Source organism: Desulfitobacterium chlororespirans DSM 11544, from assembly GCF_900143285.1.
GTDB classification, from domain to species: domain Bacteria; phylum Bacillota; class Desulfitobacteriia; order Desulfitobacteriales; family Desulfitobacteriaceae; genus Desulfitobacterium; species Desulfitobacterium chlororespirans.
Window position 1 is genome coordinate 170,832 of the sequence record NZ_FRDN01000014.1, and the last position, 19,602, is coordinate 190,433.

Below are 19,602 nucleotides of genomic sequence, written 5' to 3' on the forward strand. Positions count from 1 at the left end.
AGGTTTTAGATGTCCCTCCCCTCCATTAGTTTTCTATAGACAGATTCTAATTGGGAACCTGGAGCACCCTTGGGAAAAGAAGAATTATCCGTATGAATAGACATATCGAGTAATTCCTCGCTAAAAGGAATCAAGCCGAGCAACTCATCTTCCGTAAATTGTGCTTTGAGAAAATCCTCGTCTTTGGTGGAGCGGATTTTGTTGCCGATGACAGAGACTTTAGGAATCCCCAATTCCTGGGCAAGCTTCTGAATGACCCGGACAGTATGAGCGCTCACTGTACTGGCTTCTGTGACAATGACTAAAACATCAACTCCCTGGGCAGTTCCTCGGGTAAGCTGTTCGATGCCGGCACCCATATCCAAAATGACGGTATCCTGTTCAGAGAGAATTAAGGAGTTGACCAAAGCATGCAAAAAACTGTTCTCTTTGCAATAGCAGGCTGTACCTCCCCCTTTGACATTGCCCATGCGGAAAAAGCGGATGGGACCCACTTGAACGGAGTAATCATCCAAAATGTCATCCACTTGGGGGTTCAAAGGATAAAAGGCACCGCTTCCGCCCATGCGTTGTTCGATGAGCTCTTTCATGTCAACAATGGGGCGTAAACGGTTCAAATCGTCCTCCGCAATACCTAAGACCGTTCCTAAGCTGGCGTCCGGATCCGCATCAACCGCCAGGACTCTCATCCCCCGTTCGGACAAATAATGCGCCAAATTAGCTGCAAATGTTGTCTTGCCGACCCCGCCTTTGCCTGAAATCGCAATCTTCATTGACTTCATCTCCTATTTCATCTGGTTCTGTGCATAGTTTCACAATAATTTTTCCTACTACATGTTCCCACTATATGACTGTTGTTAATTTAAATATGATACAACAACTGTATAGAGTGTATTCTTCGTAATTTACTGAATTCCTTCAAAAATTCAGAAAATTTTATTAAATGGATTAGTTATTTTTTTAACAAATATTTTTAAATTGTGAAATAAAGCTCTAATGATTATAATATTCCCTATATTTTCAATAACTCCTTCTCAAAATATAGAAATAACTAAAATTTAAATATTCAGAAATCCGCAATATATACAAAGTCTCAGCCCAAGAACGGGCTGAGACTTAATTACTGTCATTCTAAAGCGAGCAGAAAAGCCATAGTTCAGGGATTTTCCGACGGCCCCCGCTGCTGTTCCGGTTCTAAAACATTGGTTGCCCATTCGATATCATCTAAAGATGTCAGAGGTATCTCCTCATCATAAAAATCACCGGATTCTGCAGGAGCAAAGGGTTCACAGGGTCTTGCCGGAGATTGAACCTGAAAAAACAAGCGGCGCGGGATTTTAAGCATGGGTTAACACCTCCACAAAAGGTTCCTGCCTCTATCTTCCCACCAATTATTCTGCCTATACTTGACTTAAAGTATTGGCAATATACTGTCAATTTCCATTCAAGTCAACCAGTTCACCCTTGATCATTGCCAGCAGCCTCATTCAAGATCAGTGCGGCCAGGGGTGAAAAACCAGGCCGACTGCCCCCGGGCCTACATGAGTAGCAATAACAGGACCTGCCTCAAAAATCCGAATATCCTGACCCTGGTATTTCTGGGACAGTTCTTCGGCTATGCTGGCCGCTTCAGCCTCGGCGTCAACATGCATCACCGCAATCCGGTGGGGCTTATGTGAAGCTAAGGCTCGTTCCAGCTCTTTATAAACTCTTTGCAAGGCCCTGTTTTTTGAACGAACTTTATCAAAGACATCAATAATACCTTCAGTATTAAAATAGAGAATAGGCTTTATTTGCAGCAAGGTGCCGAAAAGGGCTGAAGCCCCGCCAATTCTCCCTCCCCGGTGCAGGTATTCCAATGTGTCGACAATGAAATAAAGCTCACAGAGGGGGCGCAATGTTTCCAGTTTTCCCAAAATCTCCTGGGCATCAAGCCCTTCCCCGGCCCAATCAGCAGCCGCCCAGGTCAGCAAGCCTAATCCTAAGGCTGAAGAACCTGAATCAAAAATATGGATATGCGGGTTTTCCAGCAAATCTTTGGCCATGATGGCTGAGGCATAAGTACCGCTGATCTTTTCGGACAGGTGAATACTTATAATCTCGTCATAGCCTTCAGCCAGCACTGCTTTGTAGACTTCTATAAAGGCGCCTACCGAAGGCTGGGAGGTCGTTGAGGAACCGGAGAGCTGCCCCAGTTTAGCAAAGAAATCTCTGTTGGTTAAATCGATTTCCGGAAATGTTTCATCACCAATATTCACATTCAGGGTGACGACACGAATATCATGTTCCTCAATTATATCACTTGTTAAATATCCCGTGGAATCCATAATGATTGCGGTTTTTTTCAATGCTTCTCCCCCGCTCTTTATCTGTTTTATTCGGAAACGTATCTCTCTTTTCCGCTGTCTGAATTTAAGTATATCGGAAAACGGACATCCTATCAACTCAAGCAGGGAGCAAAATAAGTTAATAATAACAGCATCACGAAGAGATGAGCCGTCAGCCTCGCCGAAAAAAGGGAGCGAATCGTGAGGATGGAAAGCAATTCTGGATAAAGAAAACCCGGCAGCTTATTGCCGGGGCTTTCTTGCTGCCATTTTTCAACGAACAGCTTACGACGGTGAACTTAGGTTTTCTCTTTAAATTATTCCTCTATTAAACCTGCGGATACCAGAAAGTCATGAGCGACAACATCTTCTTTCATGCCCTTGTCATCCACTTTAGCATTTAGTTCTTGCATGTCCGCCTCATTGATTTTTCCGGCGAGCTTATTCAGAATCTCCTCCAGCTCCGGGTATTTATCAAGGGTGTCCTGACGGATTAAAGGCAGGCAATCATAGGGAGGAAAGAATTCCCGGTCGTCCTCCAGGATGACCAAATCGAATACTTTAATCTGGCCGTCGGTAGCATAAGCATCGACCACATCGACCTCACCCTCGACCAGGGAGCGGAACATGATGCCATGGTCCATACCTTTGACTTCCTTGAAATTCAAATTGTAAGTCGTTTGGAGTCCTGGGTAGCCATCCGGCCGATCTTTGAATTCAAATTCGCAGCCCAGAATCAATTGATCCGATACTTCGACCAAATCACTGTAAGTCTTCAGGTTATATTTTTGCGCTGTCTCCTTAGTCACTGCTAAAGTGTAGGTGTTATTGAAACCCAGCGAACCCAAAGCTTTTATATTATCTTCAGCAGTTAACTCCAATGTTTTGGCCAAAGTTTCCCCCGATGTTCCGGTTGCTTCCTGATAATAGTTGGCTACGATGGTTCCGCTATAATCAGGGTACATCTGGATGTCATTGTTCTCTAAAGCCGTCCAGGCTACATTGGAGCCGCCAAGATTAACCTTTCTGTCCACGTTTAGATCCGTATGCGCTTCCACCAGATCAGCCATCATATGAGCAACAATAATGTTCTCCGTAAAGTTTTTCGAGCCGACCGTGATGGTTTCGCCACTCTTTGCCGCACTGCGGCAGCCCACTAAAGTAAGCATTAATGCACCGACCAAACTCCACATTATAAGGTTCTTTTTCATTATAATATTCACCTTTCCTTTCTTTTTACCCTTTTCGGCAGTTTGCGAAGTGTTCTTCTCCGCATCGAATTTTCCCTTATACCTTCAGCCCCCTTGGTGTGGTTGCTTTTTCCAGCCTGCCCAGCAGCCAATCAAGCAGCAGGGCCAATAACGCCGCCGGAAAAGCACCAATCAGCACCAGGGCATCCAGATTTCTGGATATACCAATAAAGATGAAATCCCCCAGACCGCCGGCACCGATAAAAGCCGCCAGGGTAGCTGTACCAACATTGATGACCGTAGCGGTGCGAATCCCGGCCATCATGACACTCAGGGCAAGAGGCAGCTGGACTTTGACAAGGATCTGCCAATCTGTCATACCCATGCCTTTAGCTGCTTCGATGGTCGCTTTATCTACATCTTTAATACCGGTAAAGGTGTTGCGGATAATGGGTAACAAGGAATACAGGAACAAGGCCGCCACCGCTGTTTTGATACCGATCCCGAAAAGGGGAATCATAAAGCCCAGCAAAGCCAGACCCGGAATAGTCTGAAGAATACCGGCTACGCCCAGAACAGGCCCTTCCAAGGCTTTAACACGAGTAATCAGAATGCCGAGGGGAACACCAATGCTAATGGCAATCAGCATGGAAATGAGGACAAGCTCAATGTGCTGAAGCAAAGCCGATATTAAGTCAGGCCAACGCATTTCCAACTGAAATATAATCTGGGTCCATAAAGACTCATTTCTCATCTGCATCCTCCCTTTCACCGGACCACTGATTGGCAAAAAAACTCAACAATGAACCGCGGGTAACTGCGCCGACAACTTTTTGCAGCTCATTGACCACAGGTATAATGCCATAGGCAGCCGTGTTGATCATTTGCAAGGCATCCTTGGCTGTGGCTGTATTGGCGAGAACCTTGTCCACCGGTTGGACGATTTCGGCTAAGGTCTGAATCGTTTCTTTTTTGGCATGCAATTCATAGCTAGGTATAATTCCCAATAACTTTCCTTTTTCGTCGCAAACAATCAGGGTGTCGGTCTTGCGCTGGCGCATAAAGCTGATGGCGACAACCGGCGTCTTGGAGGGGAGGATAATGGCCGGGTTGTCGCGCATGATATCGGTAATAGAAATATAATCCGGATTTTGGTAGATTCTGTTCTTGCCGATAAATTCCTCAACAAAGCCATGGGCAGGATTACTCAGCAATTGGTCGGGGGTGTCCAGCTGCAACAGTTCGCCATCCCGTAAAACAGCGATGCGATCGCCGAGCTTGAGGGCTTCATCCATGTCATGGGTGACAAAAACAATGGTCTTATGCATTTCCGACTGAATGCGCAGCAGTTCATCCTGAAGCTGCTCCCGAGTCATGGGATCCAGTGCCCCAAACGGCTCATCCATGAGAATAATATCGGGATTGGCAGCCAGGGCTCTGGCCACTCCCACCCGCTGCTGCTGCCCACCGGAAAGCTCCTTGGGATAGCGTTTAGCAAATACCCCGGAATCCAGCCCGACCACATCCATCAGATAGGTAACGCGTTCTTTGAGCTTGGACTCCGGCCATTTTTTCAACCTCGGTATCAGAGCTATGTTATTTTCAATGGTATAGTGCGGAAACAAACCTACCTGCTGAATGACATAGCCGATATTGCGACGGAGAGGCACCGGGTCAATGCTGTTGATATCCTGCCCGTCAATGATGATTTTTCCGCCTGTATGAGGAATCAGTCGGTTAATCATTTTCATCGTCGTTGTCTTTCCGCAGCCGCTGGGGCCGATGAGTACCATTAATTCGCCGCTGTTTATCTCGAAATTAAGTGACTTCACGGCTTCAGTACCATCATCGTATTTTTTACTGACATTTTCGAATTTGATCATATACACTCAACCTCCTCCTAGAAAATTTTAACATGATCAAGGGCAGATGACAACTTATAAAATTTTAATAAGTTGTCATCTGCCCTTGCTTTGTTCTCTTTTTTGTATACCACACCCTCGTAAAAATCCCCCGAACCATTGTCCGAGGGAGTATCAAATACGGTATTATTCTCATTAAATATTGTTTTCGTTAAAGCATGCCTCTATTTATTAATGCATGATGTCTAGTTAACATTTAAGTTTTAACATTTAATTTAAACGCTTAGCTTTGATAACCTTGACAGTTTGTGAGCATTTTGTTATATTATAAAGCGTTCGGTAAAAACGGGGTGTGGCTCAGTTTGGTAGAGCGCTGCGTTCGGGACGCAGAGGCCGCAGGTTCAAATCCTGTCACCCCGACCACTACATAGGCGAATAGAGAGTCCTTCGGGGCTCTTTTTTCTTTTTTTCTTTACGAGTTTAGATTACTTACAACACGAGATATTGATTACGGATAAACCTATAGGATTACATACTGCCCGCGATTGGATTATTAAATGTTTTTAATTGCGGAATAGTATGGATTAGTATTATCAGTCAATTCGACGCTTTTGGGGGGAATTTTCAAAAAATATATGTCACCAAACGCCCCTTCAATTCGTGTTAGTGGTGTAAGGAGGTGAGAGCATGAACCGCATATCCCGATCAGCGGAAGAAATCGAGAGCGTTATCAGAGAGTACAGCGATATGCTCTACAGAATCTGTTTGGTAATGCTTGGCTCACAGCAGAATGCTGAAGATGCTCTGCAGGATACTTTTGTGAAATATACTTCAAGGGCACCGGTTTTCACCGGGGCGGAACATCAGAAAGCCTGGCTGATCCGCGTGGCTGCAAATGTCTGCAAAGACATGCGCAGGTTTAATTTCCGTCATAAGCACATGAACATTGAGAGATTGTCGGAGTTCTGCAAATCTGAGGAGGACTCAGGTATATTGGAGGCAGTCTTCTCGCTGCCCGCACAGTACAGAATGGTTTTGTTTCTGCATTATGTCGAAGGCTATGATGTGGGCAGTATCGCGCATATGGCAGATATTTCGCCTGCAGCGGTGAAAAAACGTCTTCAGCGCGGCAGGGAAAAATTAAAGCTCAAATACACAGAGGAGGATTTCAGATATGAAAAAACACCAGTTAAGACAAGCATTTAGCGGCATGCATATCACAGCTGAACTACAGCAGCGCCTGATTGAGAATTGCACCCGTTCAGCGGCTGCGGAAGCCAAAGCCAAAGCTTATCGGCTCCCCAGAAGATGGCTCGCTCTGGCAGCGTCACTGACCCTATTTGTGGCATGTTTCTCTCAAACCACATATGGAAGTTCGTTCTATGAGAAATTTGTCGGCGTGGTTTTGGGCGGGCACACATACTACTTAACCGGCCCGGTTCCGGCGAATGATGTTCCTGATCCCAGCTTAACGAAGGACTCAAGCGAAGAAAACCACACCGACAGCCGCCGCCCTGGGTTCACTGACTTGGCCGAAGCGCAAGCGTATCTCGACTTTGAACTGAAACTCCCTACCTACCTTCCCGAAGGCTATCAGCTTGACAGGATCAGCCTGTATACCACCAATAACGATGCTATCAGCGGAGAGTATGCCGACATTTTCTTTACCAAAGGCAAGCGGCTTATCTATCTCCAGACAAGGCTCATGAACGAAAAAACAAGCTTTGCAACGGAACTGGGCAATATGAAGCTGACCGAAATCAATGGATACAGTGCGCTGCAGGGAAGAAAGAATTTAGATGTTGATATCAATGGCGTGATGTATATGTTCAGCGCATCGAAAGCCGATGTAGGCGCCGATGAACTGATAAAGATGGTGGAATCAATCGACTGATTTCAGCGAATCTAAATTTCCACTACGAATGGCCACCGAATGTTCATAGGGCAAAACAGGCTGACATAGCGTCAGCCTGTTTTTGTTGCGATACGCAAGGAATACCGGATATGGTATAATTTAAACATAACGACACTATCCCATCAATATCATTGGGAGGCAAAGCCATGTTGCAGGGAAAAAAGACCTTTCTCCGTCCGCTGGAGCTTGATGATATCCCCATTTTTTATCAATGGTATAACGACCAAAACCTTAATTATTGGGCGAATGCCGCCTGGCCTTTGAGCACAATGCTTAGTGAAGAGGAAATCGAAGAACGCTTTTTTACCCCCCAGAAAGAGGTTGGCCGCTATCTCATTCTCAATGAAGAGCAAAAGCCCATCGGAACCGTAGGTTATCGGGATGTCAATCTTCCCGCCCGCTCGGCGGTACTGTTCATCATTATCGGCGAAAGTGATTATTGGAACCGGGGCTATGGCACGGACGCTTTAAAAGTACTGATCGACTATCTTTTCTATCAGTGGAATTTTCATCGCCTGAGCCTTGACTTATGGGACGGGAATCTGCGTGCTTTAAAAGCCTATGAGAAACTGGGCTTTAAGGTTGAAGGCAGATTAAGACAGGCGCGCTTTGTCTTAGGTGAGTATCGCGATGCGATCCTCATGGGCCTGCTGCGGGATGAATATCTGGAGCACCATCCCCCTCATCCTCCCCAAAGGATCTAAATTTTCTTAAAGGGTTGAATTCATTAATAAGTTAGAGTATTATATATAAGTAATTGAATACCTCTGGGGATTGGTGAAATTCCATACCGGCGGTCAAGCCCGCGAGCCACTATGGCAGATCTGGTGTAATTCCAGAGCCGACAGTAAAGTCTGGATGAGAAGAGGAAATTAAAGTGCTGATGCGCTTTTTATTTGTCATGGTTTTTAGGCCCCAGAGGATGAACTCTGGGGTTTTTTATAGTGTTTTTATGGAAAACTAAGCAAAACTAACTCAAAGAGATGGGAAACGGCGGCGATCACATGGAACTTGACAATCATTACATGTCCCGGGCTCTGGAATTGGCAGCCCTGGCTATGGGCAGGACCAGCCCGAATCCCCTCGTAGGATGTGTCATCGTTAACGATGGCGCTATTGTCGGTGAAGGCTATCATCAAAAAGCCGGCACTCCCCATGCTGAAGTTCACGCTCTGCAGGCGGCCGGAGAACATGCCCGGGGAGCCACGGCCTATGTCACTTTAGAGCCTTGTTCTCATTTCGGGAAAACCCCTCCCTGTGCCGACGCACTGATTAAGGCGGGAATCCAACGCGTCGTCGTGGCTATGGTGGATCCCAATCCCTTAGTGGGCGGACAAGGAATCGCCCGCTTGCGGGAAGCCGGCATCCAGGTTGATGTGGGGCTTAAAGAAAAGGAAGCCAGGACCTTAAACAAGGGCTTTCTAAAGGCTATACAAACCGGCCTTCCCTTTGTCCTCTACAAATCGGCTTTAACCCTTGATGGTAAAATAGCGACGGAGTCGGGAGATTCCCAATGGGTTACCAATGAAGCCTCCCGTGCCTATGTCCACCGGCTGCGCGATCGCTTCGATGTGATTATGGTGGGCAGTGAAACCGTGCGCCAGGATAATCCTGCTTTGAATTGCCGGATTGGCGAAGGCCGGGACCCGGTGCGCCTGATCGTGGATGGAGCATTGAAAATTCCTCTGCAAGCCGCCGTACTTGCCTCCTCCTGCACGGCCCCCTGTCTCATCGCAACCACGGCTTCCGCTCCTTTGGATAAACTGGAAGCCTTGCAAGCTCTGGAGAATGTAGAGGTTTGGCAGTATGATTCACCCCGTTATGTTCCTTTAAAAGACCTGCTGGGGGATTTAGTCAAACGAGGTTGGAACTCCGTATTGCTGGAGGGCGGCGGTGGGCTGGCCGGCTCCCTGCTCCGCGAACAGCTTATCGATGAGGTGGAGTTTATCTATGCGCCCAAACTCATCGGCGGCAGAGGCCCTTCCCCTCTGACCGGGCTTGAGCTTCCTTTGATGGCACAGGCGATTCCTTTGGAATTCCTGGAGATCGACGGAGGAACCGGAGATCTTCGGGTCCGGGCCAAAGTAAATTATGCCGATTAAGCAATCATCCGATTAAGCAGTTAAGAGAGGTGAGTGAACATGTTTACCGGTATCATCGAAGAGTTAGGCAAGGTAGCGGATCTGAAGGTTCTCCCTGATTCCGCTCAATTGACTCTGGAAGGAACTAAAGTGCTTGAAGGCACCCAAATCGGAGACAGTATCGCCGTCAACGGTATCTGCCTCACGGTGGTGAAGATGCAGGGAAATTTATTTACCGTGGATGTCATGGCAGAAACTTTAAATAAAACCAATCTTAAAGAATGCAGCCGGGGAACGCGGGTCAACCTGGAGCGGGCTCTGCAGCTCTCCACCCGATTGGGCGGCCATCTGGTAAGCGGTCATGTGGACGGAGTGGGCACCATTCAAAAAATCACCCCGGTAGGAATTGCCCGGGTCTTTACCATCAAGGCCGCCCCGGAACTTTTAAACTATGTTTTGCCCAAAGGCTCCATCGCCATTGACGGCATTTCCCTTACCGTGGTGGATCTCCTCCCCCAGGCTTTTACCATATCTCTGATCCCCCATACCCGCCAGGAAACCACTTTGGGCTTTAAAGGCGTGGGTGATATAGTCAATCTGGAAACCGACCTGATCGGAAAGTATGTGGCACGGTTCATGGAGAAAAAAGAAGCCCCCCCAAAGGATTTATCCATGAGTTTCTTAGCCGAAAACGGCTTTATCTAGGTTAGATTTTAGACAGGAGTGATCAACATGGAATTTCGCTTTAACACGATTGAAGAAGCCATCGAAGACATTCGCCAAGGCAAAATGATTGTCGTTGTGGATGACGAGGAAAGAGAAAATGAAGGGGATCTGCTGATGGCTGCAGAAAGAGCAACCCCTGAGGCGATCAATTTTATGGCCACCTATGGCCGGGGTTTAATCTGTGTCCCCATGACCGCCGAACGCATTCAAGCCTTAAACCTTGAGCCCATGGTAACCCACAATACGGATCCCCATGGAACTGCCTTTACCGTAAGTGTGGATGGCTGCGACTGCACTACGGGAATCTCCGCTTTTGAGCGGGCCAATACGGTAAAAGTCCTGCTTGATCCTCAGAGCCGCCCAGAGAATCTCCGCCGTCCCGGACATATCTTCCCTCTTAAAGCCCGGGAAGGAGGCGTCCTGGTCCGTGCCGGTCATACAGAAGGTGCTGTGGACCTTGCCCGCTTGGCAGGTTTTCAACCGGCTGGGGTCATTTGCGAAATCTTGAAAGACGACGGCACGATGGCAAGGGTTCCCGACCTCATGGAATTTATTAAAAAACACGATCTCAAAATGGTTACCATTAAAGATCTCATTCATTTCCGACGCCAAAAAGAAAAATTAGTGGAACGGGTGGTCGGCATTGAACTTCCTACAGACTTTGGGGACTTCAAAGCAGTGGGCTATCGGAGTTTATTGGATGGACAAGAGCATATTGCCCTGGTCAAGGGGGATGTGGACGATGGTGAGCCGGTGCTGGTAAGAGTCCACTCAGAATGCCTGACCGGAGATGTTTTTCATTCCCGCCGCTGTGACTGCGGCGAGCAGCTTTCTGCCGCTCTGGAAAGCATTCAAAAAGAAGGCCGGGGAGTCTTGCTCTATATGCGCCAGGAAGGCCGGGGCATTGGGCTGCTCAATAAGTTGAAGGCCTATAAATTGCAGGAAGAAGGCAAAGATACTGTGGAAGCTAATCTTGCCTTAGGTTTCCCTGCCGACCTCAGGGATTACGGCGTAGGAGCTCAGATTCTGGTGGACTTAGGCATCCGCAAGGTACGGCTGATGACCAATAATCCCCGTAAAATCGTCGGTTTGGAAGGCTATGGCCTGGAGATTCAAGAGCGTGTTTCCATGGAAATGCCGGTTAAACCGGAAAACGAACATTATCTGCACACCAAGAAAATTAAACTGGGTCATTACCTGCCCGGCGTTCGTTAATAGTTTAGAGAATGCTTATACTTTAAGAATACTTGTGATTCACGATGATTAGAAAGGATGAAGAACTATGATGACTTATGAAGGTAAACTGATTGCTGAAGGATTAAAATTTGGGATTGTCGCCGCTCGTTTCAATGAATTTATCACCAACAAACTGGTAGGAGGTGCCCTTGACGCCCTCCTCCGCCATGGTGTTGCGGAAAGCGATATTGAAATCGCCTGGGTTCCCGGAGCCTTTGAAATCCCTTTAGTTGCGCAAAAGATGGCCGAAACCAAAAAATACGATGCCATTATCTGCCTGGGAGCCGTTATTCGCGGTGCCACACCCCATTTTGACTTTGTCAGTGCCGAAGTAAGCAAAGGGGTGGCCCATGTCGGTTTAGAAGCCAAACTGCCCGTTGTTTTCGGTGTTTTAACCACAGATACCATCGAACAAGCCATTGAGCGGGCCGGAACAAAAGCCGGCAATAAAGGCTTCGATTCTGCCATCACCGCCATTGAAACCGTCAATCTTTTAAAAATGATTCAATAATAAAAACTTTGATCAATAAAAACCTTTGATAATTCGGGATAAAATTGGATAGTTGTCCATAATATGTGCCTTGTCAAAGAAGGTTTATTTTCTTAGACTAAAGACTGAGTCTATATCTTTGATAAGGAGATGTGCGCATGACTTCACCTAATACCCTCTTGGCAGACATCGATGCTCAACTTGAAGCCGCGCGCTCTGGCAATCAGGATTCCTTGAATTGGCTTATTCAATACTATGAACCGGAAATCCGCAAAATTGCCTATAAGTATTTTCTCAATCGAGCCGAATATGATGACTTGCTCCAGGAAGGCCGGATTGCCATATACAAAGCCATCGTATCCTACGATCCCAGCTCGGAGATTCCTTTCCTACATTTTCTCCGTATGGTGATTAAGCGCAAGCTCATTGACAGCTTGCGCGCTCATAACCGGCAGAAACACCTCAATCTCAACGAAGCTTATTCCTTGAATAATGTTTTGGCTGACGATAAGACCGATTCTTTTATAAGCTTTGTGGCCACCCATGATGATCCTGAAAAAAAGGTGATCGCTTTAGACGAAACCCGCCTTTTTTTACAGGGACTTATGAATGGTTTTTCAGAATTAGAGCTCAAAGTGTTTCGCTATCATTACCTGATCGGCATGAAGCAGCGGGAAATCACCCAATACCTTGGTGTAAGTTCTAAGTCTCTGGATAATACCATCCAAAGAATACGCCGTAAAGTGATCGCCTATCGCGACCGCGAAGCAGTCGGTTGAACAAGACTTCTTTCAGTGATAAATCCAGATCATTAAGAAATCCCCGAAAATGAACCAATGAACATTTCCGGGGATTTCTTTTTACTTTATTTCTTATTTTATTTAGTGATCACTTTCAATATCGGGGTCCGGGGTATCATCCAGAGCATTTCCCGCTCCCTCGGCAGCAAGAATCTCCTTGGCATGCTTAAGACAATCCTCAGGCACATAGATCTCGACCCCATTAACAATACCATAGGCCGCCTTCAGATTTCCCAGCCCGGGATAGGCCTTTTGAGCGGGGATATGCCCCTGCTCAAGCAGACCGCTCACGATATCCGCTTCTACTTCCGTCGTGACATTGGTCAAAAAAACCCACCTATTCATTCTTTCTTAACTTCCTTCTCATTGCCTTTTTTTGAAGAGAGTCCTCTGTTAATCAAGATGACGACGATCAAGACACCGGTAATGATGAGACGAATGTTCGGTTCAAGCCGCCCGGAAAAGAAAATAAAAATCATGGCTATAGCAAATATAATCAGATCTGTTTTTGAATTCTTCATGGGACACTCCCTTTTGCCAATACTATTCTGCCACAACATGGTGCCAATTCTAGTTTATAGTGTTCCCGGGCAGGATGCAAGCACCTTATTCCGACTTTTTAAACAGAAGCTCGCCCTGAGGGTCAAGTTCGACCAGAACATGATCCCCTTCATGAAGGATTCCCTGCAGGATTTTCATGGCCAAAGGATTTTGGAGGTTTTGCTGGATCACCCTTTTCAGGGGTCTTGCTCCATAGATCGGATCATAACCTTGTTGAATGATTTTATTTAACGCCGCTTCAGAGAGCTCCAGAGTCATTTTGCGGGGAGCCAGATAATCACGCAGCTTATTGATTTGTATCTGCACGATGGAACCAATATGCTCCTGACCGAGTGGGTGGAAAACGATGATTTCATCCAACCGATTCAAAAACTCCGGCCGGAAATGCAGCCTGAGTTCCTCAGTGACCCGGGAACGCAGCACTTCCTGGGCCGCTCCTGAGGCCGTCAATTCCTGAATCAAGGGGCTGGCGATATTACTGGTCAGAATGACTACTGTATTCTTAAAATTAACCACCCGTCCTTGCCCGTCGGTTAAACGGCCGTCATCGAGGAGCTGCAGCAACACATTAAAAACATCCCCATGAGCTTTTTCCACTTCATCAAAGAGGACCACACTATAGGGTTTGCGCCTTACTGCTTCCGTCAGCTGGCCCCCCTCTTCATAGCCTACATACCCCGGAGGAGCGCCGATCAGGCGGGAAACGGTATGCTTTTCCATATATTCGGACATGTCGATACGCACGATCCCCTGGTCATCATCAAAGAGAAATTCAGCCAAAGCTTTGGCTAACTCCGTCTTCCCTACCCCTGTGGGGCCGAGAAACAGGAAAGAACCTAAGGGCCGGTTGGGGTCCTGCAGGCCGGCCCGGGATCTGCGGACAGCATCGGCTACCGCTTTCACAGCCTCCTCCTGCCCGATCACCCGCTGATGGATGCGCGCTTCCATATGGACCAGTTTATCCATTTCGCTTTCCAAAAGTTTGGCAACGGGAACCTGGGTCCATTTGGCCACTACTTCGGCAATGTCCTCTTCCCCTACTTCCTGCTTGAGTAAGGTGTTCTTCCGGTTGCGAAGCTGCTCTTCCAAAGCGTTGAGTTCCTTCTCCAGCTTTGGCAATATGCCATATTGCAGCTCAGCCGCCTTGTTATAATCGAAAGCCTGCTGGGCCTGTTCCATTTTCAGGCGGTTCTGATCGATGTCTTCCTTGAAGGAGTTGATTCTGGCCAGAACTTCTCTTTCCCCTTGCAGCTGGGCTTCCAGGGCACTGCGTTCTTCTTTGAGGTTAGCCAGATCTTCTTCAATCTTTTCCAGGCGTTCCTTGCTGCCTTCGTCTTTTTCCTTCTTTAAGGCCTCCCGCTCAATCTCCAGCTGCAGAATCCGGCGCTTGATTTGATCCAATTCATAGGGGTCACTGGTGATCTCCATACGCATGCGGGCAGCAGCCTCATCAATGAGGTCGATGGCTTTATCCGGCAGGAAACGATCGCTGATATAGCGGTCGGAAAGAACTGCGGCGGCGATAATCGCTCCATCGGTAATTCTTACGCCATGATGGGTTTCATAGCGTTCTTTGAGCCCCCGCAAAATGGAGATGGTATCCTCAACACTGGGAGCTCCCACCGTAACCGGCTGAAAGCGCCGTTCCAGAGCGGCATCCTTTTCAATATACTTGCGGTATTCATCCAAGGTTGTGGCTCCCACCATATGCAGCTCACCCCGGGCCAGCATGGGTTTAAGCATATTGCCGGCATCCATGGCCCCTTCAGCTGCTCCCGCTCCCACCACTGTGTGCAGTTCATCGATAAACAGGATGATATCTTCCCGTTCCTGAACCTCTTTAAGCACCGCTTTAAGCCGTTCCTCAAATTCTCCCCGGTATTTCGCTCCGGCGATCAAAGAGCCCATATCCAAAGCAATAATCTTCTTATCTTTCACCGATTCGGGAACATCACCACGGACGATCCGCTGTGCCAACCCTTCGACAATGGCGGTTTTTCCCACACCAGGCTCTCCGATCAGAACAGGGTTGTTCTTGGTCTTGCGGGAGAGAATCTGGATGACGCGGCGAATTTCTTCGTCCCGGCCGATGACCGGATCAAGTTTTCCCCGGCGGGCTTGTTCGACAAGATTGCGTCCATATTGTTCAAGGGCCCGGAAGGTTCCTTCCGGCGTCTGGCTCGTCACCCGCTGAGTCCCTCTCACCTCACGCAAAGCCTGCAGCAGCTTCTCCCGATTCAGACCCTCTTGTTTTAAGATTTTCTCCGCTGCTCCCCCGCCTTGACTGAGAGTCGCCAGCAAAAGATGCTCGGTGCTTACATAGTCATCCTTAAAGGTCTCCATCTCATCATGAGCCGAGACCAACACCGTCCGCAGACGGGGTGAAACGGTCAGCTGAACATTAGCTCCCATCATGCGCGGGAGGCGATTAACCTCCTGGCGTACTTTTTGAACCAAAGCCCCCACCGGGATATCAAGCTTGGTCAGGACTTGGGGAACGACCCCCTCTCCCTGTTCCAGGAGAGCTAAAAGCAAGTGCTCAGGCTCCACTTGGCTGTTGCCATTACGCTCCGCCATCGTTTGCGCTTGAATAATGGCCTCCTGAGATTTTTGGGTAAAGCGGTTCGTATCAAAAGACATGGCAATCCCTCCTTGATCAATGCCTAACTAGTTTTGGTAAAATTTTATAGTTCTATTATAGATCCTTTTATCAGCAAAGGTCAATATTGGTCAGAAATAATTCTGATGTTTTTTGACCTTTATATGTTGAAAAACCCCCTAAGCCTAACCGCCCAGAGGGTAAAAAGATTTCTTAATTCTTAATCCTTAATCAGCTCAAGCAAATCCTTTTTCACAGCTTCCAAAGTGGTGGGGAGTTCTTGTGGGTTAACGCCCCTGATATTGAAATAAAACTTAATTTTCGGCTCTGTTCCTGAAGGACGGGCCATCACAAATCCTCCGCCCTGGAAGGAATAGCGGATCACATTGGACTGAGGAAGAGCAAGATCATAACTATGGCAGGGCTCAATCATCCTTCTTCCTTTTCTCAGCTCATAATCGTCAATGCAGGCGATAGCAATTCCACCGAAGGACTTAACATCGGTCTCACGGAGTTTAACCATCATCTTCTCCATTTGCTCTTTTCCTGCTTTGCCTTCTAATGTAATGGAGATCTGAGCGTCGATAAAATAACCGTACTTTTCGTAAATTTCCTCCAGAACCTCCAGTAGGGAACGGCCTTCTTCTTCCTGATAGTAGAGAGCGGCTTCCGCCAGCAGGAGCGCAGCGATCACCGCGTCCTTATCCCGCACAAAATGCCCGGCTAAATAACCATAGCTCTCTTCAAAGCCGAACTGGAAATCTCCGCTGCCCTGAACTTCCATTTCCTGCTCTTTCTCGGCGATGAATTTAAAACCGGTGAGAACATTTTCCACCTGGACTCCCAAGTCTTTGACCAGGAGATCCGCCAGATCGGTGGAGGCAATGGTCTTGATGACGACGGCATTAGGGGGCAGAATACCCAGCCGCTTCTTTTGGGTGAGCAGATAATAGCTCAGGAGGGTCCCCACCTGATTCCCGGTGAGCTGCCGGTAATCGCCCTGAGGGGTGCGCAGAGCCATGCCCAGACGGTCTGCGTCAGGATCGGTGGCGATTAACATCTGGGCCTTTCTGGCTTTGCCGTAGCTTTTGGCCAGATCAAAGGTGGAGGGGATTTCTGGATTAGGGTAAGGAACTGTCGTAAACTCCGGATCCGGTTTCTCTTGTTCAGGAACCGTAAATACGGAATAGCCCATCTCGGTGAGGATTCTGTTGATCAGCACATTCCCTGCCCCATGCAAGGGAGTATAAACGATGGCCAGATTGCTTCCCTTGGTCCGGGAAAGCTCCGGATATAAGGCCAGCTCTCTGACCTTGCTCAAATAAACGGCATCGATCTCTTCCCCAATCTCAACCAGCAGTCCCTTGTCCCGGGCTTCCGCCTCCTCAAGGGGGAGAATATCATCCCAAGCCTGATGAGCTTTGATATGAGCCAGAATCCGGTCCGCACGATCCGGCGGGACCTGGCCGCCGTCTTCCCAATACACCTTATAGCCATTATACTCCTTGGGGTTATGGCTGGCGGTAATCACCAGGCCTGCCTGAGCTTTGAGGTGGCGAACGGCAAAAGAAAGCTCAGGCGTGGGGCGCAGATTCTCAAACAAGTAAGCTTTAATGCCATTGCCGGCCAGTACTAAAGCAGCCTCTTTGGCAAAGCGATCGGAAAAACGGCGGGAATCGTAGGCAATCACCACACCCCGGTTCTTCCCTGCTTCTCCCTCTTCCAGAATTAAGTCCGCCAAGCCTTGAGTTGCCTTGCGGATAACATAGATATTCATGCGGTTGGTCCCGGCACCGAGCACCCCCCGCAGTCCTCCGGTGCCAAATTCCAAATCCGTATAGAAGCGGTCCTCGATCTCTTTCTCATCGTTAATAGCGGCCACTTCAGAGCGCGTATCCTCATCAAAGTAGGGGTTGTTCAGCCAAAATCGGTAACGTTCTTGAATCATCGGCTTCTTCTCCTTCCATATCAACTATGGTCAAGCAAGGGCTATCTTGCCGCAGCAAGACTCTCTAAGGTGCAAAAGAAGCTCACAGAGTGATCTGCAAGCTTATCTTATGGTAAAGAAAACCCGACTTCGCCGTTTTCATACCTTACCAAAGGCGAAGTCGTTGGTTGCACTTATGCTGGAGGAAAGTAGGCAAGGTCGTTATACTTTCCTCCAGTGGAACATAAACGCTGTCTCTTAAATACTGCTTTCGAGTCGGGGATAAACCAGCAGTCCCACGAGGCCCGGCCCCGTATGCACACCTAAAGCAGGGCTGATCTGACCAAAAAAGACTTCTGTCACGTTGGGATGCTCCCGGGCTACTTTTTCCAAATCGCGGGCTTCTTTTTCCGAACCGCCATGGACAATGGCCACACTGGCAATACTCTCCTTCACGTGGTCCAGGAGAACCTGCTTTAACCGCTTTAAGGACTGCTCCCGTCCGCGCACCTTGGCAAAGGTAAAATATTTACCTTCTTCATTAATCGAGATAATGGGCTTAAGGTTCAGCAATTCACCAATGGTACCGGCAACATAGCCGATTCTCCCACCCTTTTTCAAATACTCTAAAGTAGAGATAACATAATAGCCCTTGATTTGTTCAACCGCCTTCTTCGCTGAAGCCACCACTTGCTCAAAGTCCACAGTTCGCCGGCTTTCCCGGGCAGCCTCAATGACAGTCATCCCCAGGCCCATCGAGAGGGTCTTGGTGTCTACAACTTCAATGATCATGTCTTTAAATTCCTGAGCGATCATGGAAACAGCCTGATATGTACCACTAAGTCCACTGGATAGATGTAAAGACAGAATATGGGTCACCTTCTGTTCCCGCAAGCGGTTAAAGACCGCCTGAATCTCAGCGAGAGAGGGCAACGATGTTTTGGGAACCTCCTGTTCCAAAGAATCATAAACTTCCTGGGGCGAGATATCGACCCGATCCCGATACTCGCAGTCACGATAAATTATATGTAAAGGTACGACTTCAATGCCATATTCTTCAATAAGCTCTGGCTCTAAATCACAAGCACTGTCCGTGACGATGGCAATTTTGGTTTCCTGGGAATTAATTGGCTCCGCCATACGCAAATATCCTTTCTATTCTATATTTTTAACGGGATAATGTACTAATCCATCCTAAAGCAAGTATAGCACAGTCCTCCCATTATTTTTAGATCAAGTTTCACAATTTAATCACATTCATTTTATAGCTGAGCAAGAATTAAGGCTTTTTCACGAACTTCCTGAAGAGCTGAAGGATGCTGCTCAATATCCCCGCTCTGATCAATCCCCTTATAGGTACAACTCCCATAGTATTTGATATCCAAGACATGATACAGATTCTTTACAGCCCGCTCAGCGCAGGCAAAAACATCCGGGAATTGAGTTCCTGCCGTTGAGAGGAAAAGGCCATAACGAGGCAACCGTTCCGAATCGGTAATTACAGGTTGTTTAAAGACATATTTTAAAGCCCAAAAGGTCTGCATGCGATCGATCACTGCTTTGGTTTGAGCGTTAATTCCCATAAAAAACACAGGCGCTGCCACAATGATCCGGTCAGCGGCCACAAGTCGTTCCTGAAGATATTGAATATCATCTTTTTGAACACACCGGCCGGTTTTCGAACAGGCGTTGCATCCTAAACACGGTGAGTATTGCAGATCACGGATATTAATGATCTCGGTGGAATAGCCTGTTTCAGCCAAGGCATTCATAGCTGCTTTTAATAAACGATCCGTGTTTCCGTTGCGCCGCGGACTCCCAGCAATACCTAAGATATGTGGTTTCAATAAAAGTCACCCCATTATTCACATTATTATGTCTGTATTAT

General features: G+C 47.6%; 20 protein-coding genes, 1 tRNA gene and 1 riboswitch. Of the genes, 9 read left to right on the forward strand and 12 right to left on the reverse strand.

What is annotated here, in order from left to right; genetic code table 11:
* Positions 1 to 5 precede the first annotated feature (5 nt).
* From BUA14_RS21195 to BUA14_RS21220, 6 genes are all read right to left on the reverse strand, one after another.
* Positions 6 to 773 carry an ATP-binding protein gene (locus tag BUA14_RS21195; protein WP_072774425.1) on the reverse strand — a complete coding sequence of 256 codons (768 nt, stop codon included), beginning with the start codon at positions 771 to 773 and terminating at the stop codon, positions 6 to 8.
* Positions 774 to 1,156: 383 nt separating this feature from the next.
* Positions 1,157 to 1,345, reverse strand: a complete 189-nt coding sequence (locus BUA14_RS21200; RefSeq protein WP_072774426.1) for a hypothetical protein — start codon at positions 1,343 to 1,345, stop codon at positions 1,157 to 1,159.
* A 148-nt stretch (positions 1,346 to 1,493) separates the two neighbouring features.
* A complete protein-coding gene (locus BUA14_RS21205) occupies positions 1,494 to 2,348 on the reverse strand; it encodes a DegV family protein (RefSeq protein WP_072774427.1) in 855 nt (284 codons plus the stop codon).
* Between the two features lie 296 nt (positions 2,349 to 2,644).
* The gene (locus BUA14_RS21210) at positions 2,645 to 3,538 is read right to left on the reverse strand and encodes a glycine betaine ABC transporter substrate-binding protein (protein WP_178371761.1); all 894 of its coding nucleotides are present in this window, start codon (positions 3,536 to 3,538) and stop codon (positions 2,645 to 2,647) included.
* A gap of 76 nt (positions 3,539 to 3,614) precedes the next feature.
* Positions 3,615 to 4,271 (reverse strand): ABC transporter permease, encoded by a 657-nt coding sequence (locus BUA14_RS21215; protein ID WP_072774428.1) that lies wholly within the window; start codon positions 4,269 to 4,271, stop codon positions 3,615 to 3,617.
* A complete protein-coding gene (locus tag BUA14_RS21220) occupies positions 4,261 to 5,400 on the reverse strand; it encodes an ABC transporter ATP-binding protein (RefSeq protein ID WP_072774429.1) in 1,140 nt (379 codons plus the stop codon). The genes BUA14_RS21215 and BUA14_RS21220 overlap by 11 nt, the downstream gene beginning before the upstream one ends.
* Positions 5,401 to 5,725: 325 nt before the next feature.
* On the opposite strand from BUA14_RS21220, the gene BUA14_RS21225 reads away from it, so the two are divergent.
* The 9 genes from BUA14_RS21225 to BUA14_RS21265 all read left to right on the forward strand — a co-directional run bounded on the left by BUA14_RS21225 (position 5,726) and on the right by BUA14_RS21265 (position 12,606).
* Positions 5,726 to 5,802, forward strand: a tRNA-Pro gene (locus BUA14_RS21225).
* A 264-nt stretch (positions 5,803 to 6,066) separates the two neighbouring features.
* Complete coding sequence (locus tag BUA14_RS21230; RefSeq protein WP_072774430.1) at positions 6,067 to 6,585, forward strand: RNA polymerase sigma factor; 519 nt, start codon at positions 6,067 to 6,069, stop codon at positions 6,583 to 6,585.
* Entirely contained in the window at positions 6,554 to 7,273 is a 720-nt protein-coding gene (locus BUA14_RS21235; protein WP_072774431.1) for a DUF4367 domain-containing protein, read from the forward strand. Before BUA14_RS21230 ends, BUA14_RS21235 begins: the two co-directional genes overlap by 32 nt.
* 167 nt (positions 7,274 to 7,440) lie before the next feature.
* Positions 7,441 to 7,998 (forward strand): GNAT family N-acetyltransferase, encoded by a 558-nt coding sequence (locus BUA14_RS21240; protein ID WP_072774432.1) that lies wholly within the window; start codon positions 7,441 to 7,443, stop codon positions 7,996 to 7,998.
* Between the two features lie 55 nt (positions 7,999 to 8,053).
* Positions 8,054 to 8,168: riboswitch (FMN riboswitch) on the forward strand.
* A 109-nt stretch (positions 8,169 to 8,277) separates the two neighbouring features.
* A complete protein-coding gene (gene ribD / locus BUA14_RS21245; RefSeq protein ID WP_084078772.1) occupies positions 8,278 to 9,396 on the forward strand; it encodes a bifunctional diaminohydroxyphosphoribosylaminopyrimidine deaminase/5-amino-6-(5-phosphoribosylamino)uracil reductase RibD in 1,119 nt (372 codons plus the stop codon).
* Between the two features lie 39 nt (positions 9,397 to 9,435).
* Positions 9,436 to 10,080, forward strand: coding sequence for a riboflavin synthase (locus tag BUA14_RS21250; protein ID WP_072774434.1), 645 nt, complete (start codon positions 9,436 to 9,438; stop codon positions 10,078 to 10,080).
* A gap of 27 nt (positions 10,081 to 10,107) precedes the next feature.
* Positions 10,108 to 11,316, forward strand: coding sequence for a bifunctional 3,4-dihydroxy-2-butanone-4-phosphate synthase/GTP cyclohydrolase II (locus tag BUA14_RS21255; protein ID WP_072774435.1), 1,209 nt, complete (start codon positions 10,108 to 10,110; stop codon positions 11,314 to 11,316).
* A gap of 67 nt (positions 11,317 to 11,383) precedes the next feature.
* Positions 11,384 to 11,848, forward strand: coding sequence for a 6,7-dimethyl-8-ribityllumazine synthase (gene ribH, locus BUA14_RS21260; RefSeq protein ID WP_072774436.1), 465 nt, complete (start codon positions 11,384 to 11,386; stop codon positions 11,846 to 11,848).
* A 137-nt stretch (positions 11,849 to 11,985) separates the two neighbouring features.
* Entirely contained in the window at positions 11,986 to 12,606 is a 621-nt protein-coding gene (locus BUA14_RS21265) for a sigma-70 family RNA polymerase sigma factor (RefSeq protein ID WP_072774437.1), read from the forward strand.
* A gap of 102 nt (positions 12,607 to 12,708) precedes the next feature.
* Here the strand turns inward: BUA14_RS21265 and BUA14_RS21270 are convergent, their stop codons facing one another.
* The 6 genes from BUA14_RS21270 to BUA14_RS21295 form a co-directional block, all read right to left on the reverse strand.
* Positions 12,709 to 12,972: a putative signal transducing protein gene (locus BUA14_RS21270; RefSeq protein ID WP_072774438.1), complete on the reverse strand. Its 264-nt coding sequence runs from the start codon at positions 12,970 to 12,972 to the stop codon at positions 12,709 to 12,711.
* A complete protein-coding gene (locus BUA14_RS21275) occupies positions 12,969 to 13,148 on the reverse strand; it encodes a hypothetical protein (RefSeq protein WP_072774439.1) in 180 nt (59 codons plus the stop codon). The genes BUA14_RS21270 and BUA14_RS21275 overlap by 4 nt, the downstream gene beginning before the upstream one ends.
* 85 nt (positions 13,149 to 13,233) lie before the next feature.
* Positions 13,234 to 15,828 carry an ATP-dependent chaperone ClpB gene (gene clpB / locus BUA14_RS21280; protein WP_072774440.1) on the reverse strand — a complete coding sequence of 865 codons (2,595 nt, stop codon included), beginning with the start codon at positions 15,826 to 15,828 and terminating at the stop codon, positions 13,234 to 13,236.
* Positions 15,829 to 16,007: 179 nt separating this feature from the next.
* A complete protein-coding gene (locus BUA14_RS21285; RefSeq protein WP_072774441.1) occupies positions 16,008 to 17,735 on the reverse strand; it encodes a phospho-sugar mutase in 1,728 nt (575 codons plus the stop codon).
* 237 nt (positions 17,736 to 17,972) lie between these two features.
* Entirely contained in the window at positions 17,973 to 18,854 is an 882-nt protein-coding gene (locus tag BUA14_RS21290; RefSeq protein ID WP_072774442.1) for a DegV family protein, read from the reverse strand.
* 122 nt (positions 18,855 to 18,976) lie between these two features.
* Positions 18,977 to 19,561, reverse strand: coding sequence for a flavodoxin family protein (locus BUA14_RS21295; RefSeq protein WP_072774443.1), 585 nt, complete (start codon positions 19,559 to 19,561; stop codon positions 18,977 to 18,979).
* Between the last annotated feature and the right edge of the window lie 41 nt (positions 19,562 to 19,602).

What these genes read in the sequence shown, in the direction of transcription:
- BUA14_RS21265 (WP_072774437.1), top strand. Translation starts at nt 11,986, where the DNA reads ATGACTTCACCTAATACCCTCTTGGCAGACATCGATGCTCAACTTGAA.
- ribD (WP_084078772.1), top strand. Translation starts at nt 8,278, where the DNA reads ATGGGAAACGGCGGCGATCACATGGAACTTGACAATCATTACATGTCC.
- BUA14_RS21255 (WP_072774435.1), top strand. Translation starts at nt 10,108, where the DNA reads ATGGAATTTCGCTTTAACACGATTGAAGAAGCCATCGAAGACATTCGC.
- ribH (WP_072774436.1), top strand. Translation starts at nt 11,384, where the DNA reads ATGATGACTTATGAAGGTAAACTGATTGCTGAAGGATTAAAATTTGGG.
- BUA14_RS21210 (WP_178371761.1), bottom strand. Translation starts at nt 3,538, where the DNA reads ATGAAAAAGAACCTTATAATGTGGAGTTTGGTCGGTGCATTAATGCTT.
- BUA14_RS21290 (WP_072774442.1), bottom strand. Translation starts at nt 18,854, where the DNA reads ATGGCGGAGCCAATTAATTCCCAGGAAACCAAAATTGCCATCGTCACG.
- BUA14_RS21215 (WP_072774428.1), bottom strand. Translation starts at nt 4,271, where the DNA reads ATGAGAAATGAGTCTTTATGGACCCAGATTATATTTCAGTTGGAAATG.
- BUA14_RS21220 (WP_072774429.1), bottom strand. Translation starts at nt 5,400, where the DNA reads ATGATCAAATTCGAAAATGTCAGTAAAAAATACGATGATGGTACTGAA.
- BUA14_RS21200 (WP_072774426.1), bottom strand. Translation starts at nt 1,345, where the DNA reads ATGCTTAAAATCCCGCGCCGCTTGTTTTTTCAGGTTCAATCTCCGGCA.
- BUA14_RS21195 (WP_072774425.1), bottom strand. Translation starts at nt 773, where the DNA reads ATGAAGATTGCGATTTCAGGCAAAGGCGGGGTCGGCAAGACAACATTT.
- BUA14_RS21250 (WP_072774434.1), top strand. Translation starts at nt 9,436, where the DNA reads ATGTTTACCGGTATCATCGAAGAGTTAGGCAAGGTAGCGGATCTGAAG.
- BUA14_RS21275 (WP_072774439.1), bottom strand. Translation starts at nt 13,148, where the DNA reads ATGAAGAATTCAAAAACAGATCTGATTATATTTGCTATAGCCATGATT.
- BUA14_RS21230 (WP_072774430.1), top strand. Translation starts at nt 6,067, where the DNA reads ATGAACCGCATATCCCGATCAGCGGAAGAAATCGAGAGCGTTATCAGA.
- BUA14_RS21285 (WP_072774441.1), bottom strand. Translation starts at nt 17,735, where the DNA reads ATGATTCAAGAACGTTACCGATTTTGGCTGAACAACCCCTACTTTGAT.
- BUA14_RS21235 (WP_072774431.1), top strand. Translation starts at nt 6,554, where the DNA reads ATGAAAAAACACCAGTTAAGACAAGCATTTAGCGGCATGCATATCACA.
- BUA14_RS21270 (WP_072774438.1), bottom strand. Translation starts at nt 12,972, where the DNA reads ATGAATAGGTGGGTTTTTTTGACCAATGTCACGACGGAAGTAGAAGCG.
- BUA14_RS21240 (WP_072774432.1), top strand. Translation starts at nt 7,441, where the DNA reads ATGTTGCAGGGAAAAAAGACCTTTCTCCGTCCGCTGGAGCTTGATGAT.
- clpB (WP_072774440.1), bottom strand. Translation starts at nt 15,828, where the DNA reads ATGTCTTTTGATACGAACCGCTTTACCCAAAAATCTCAGGAGGCCATT.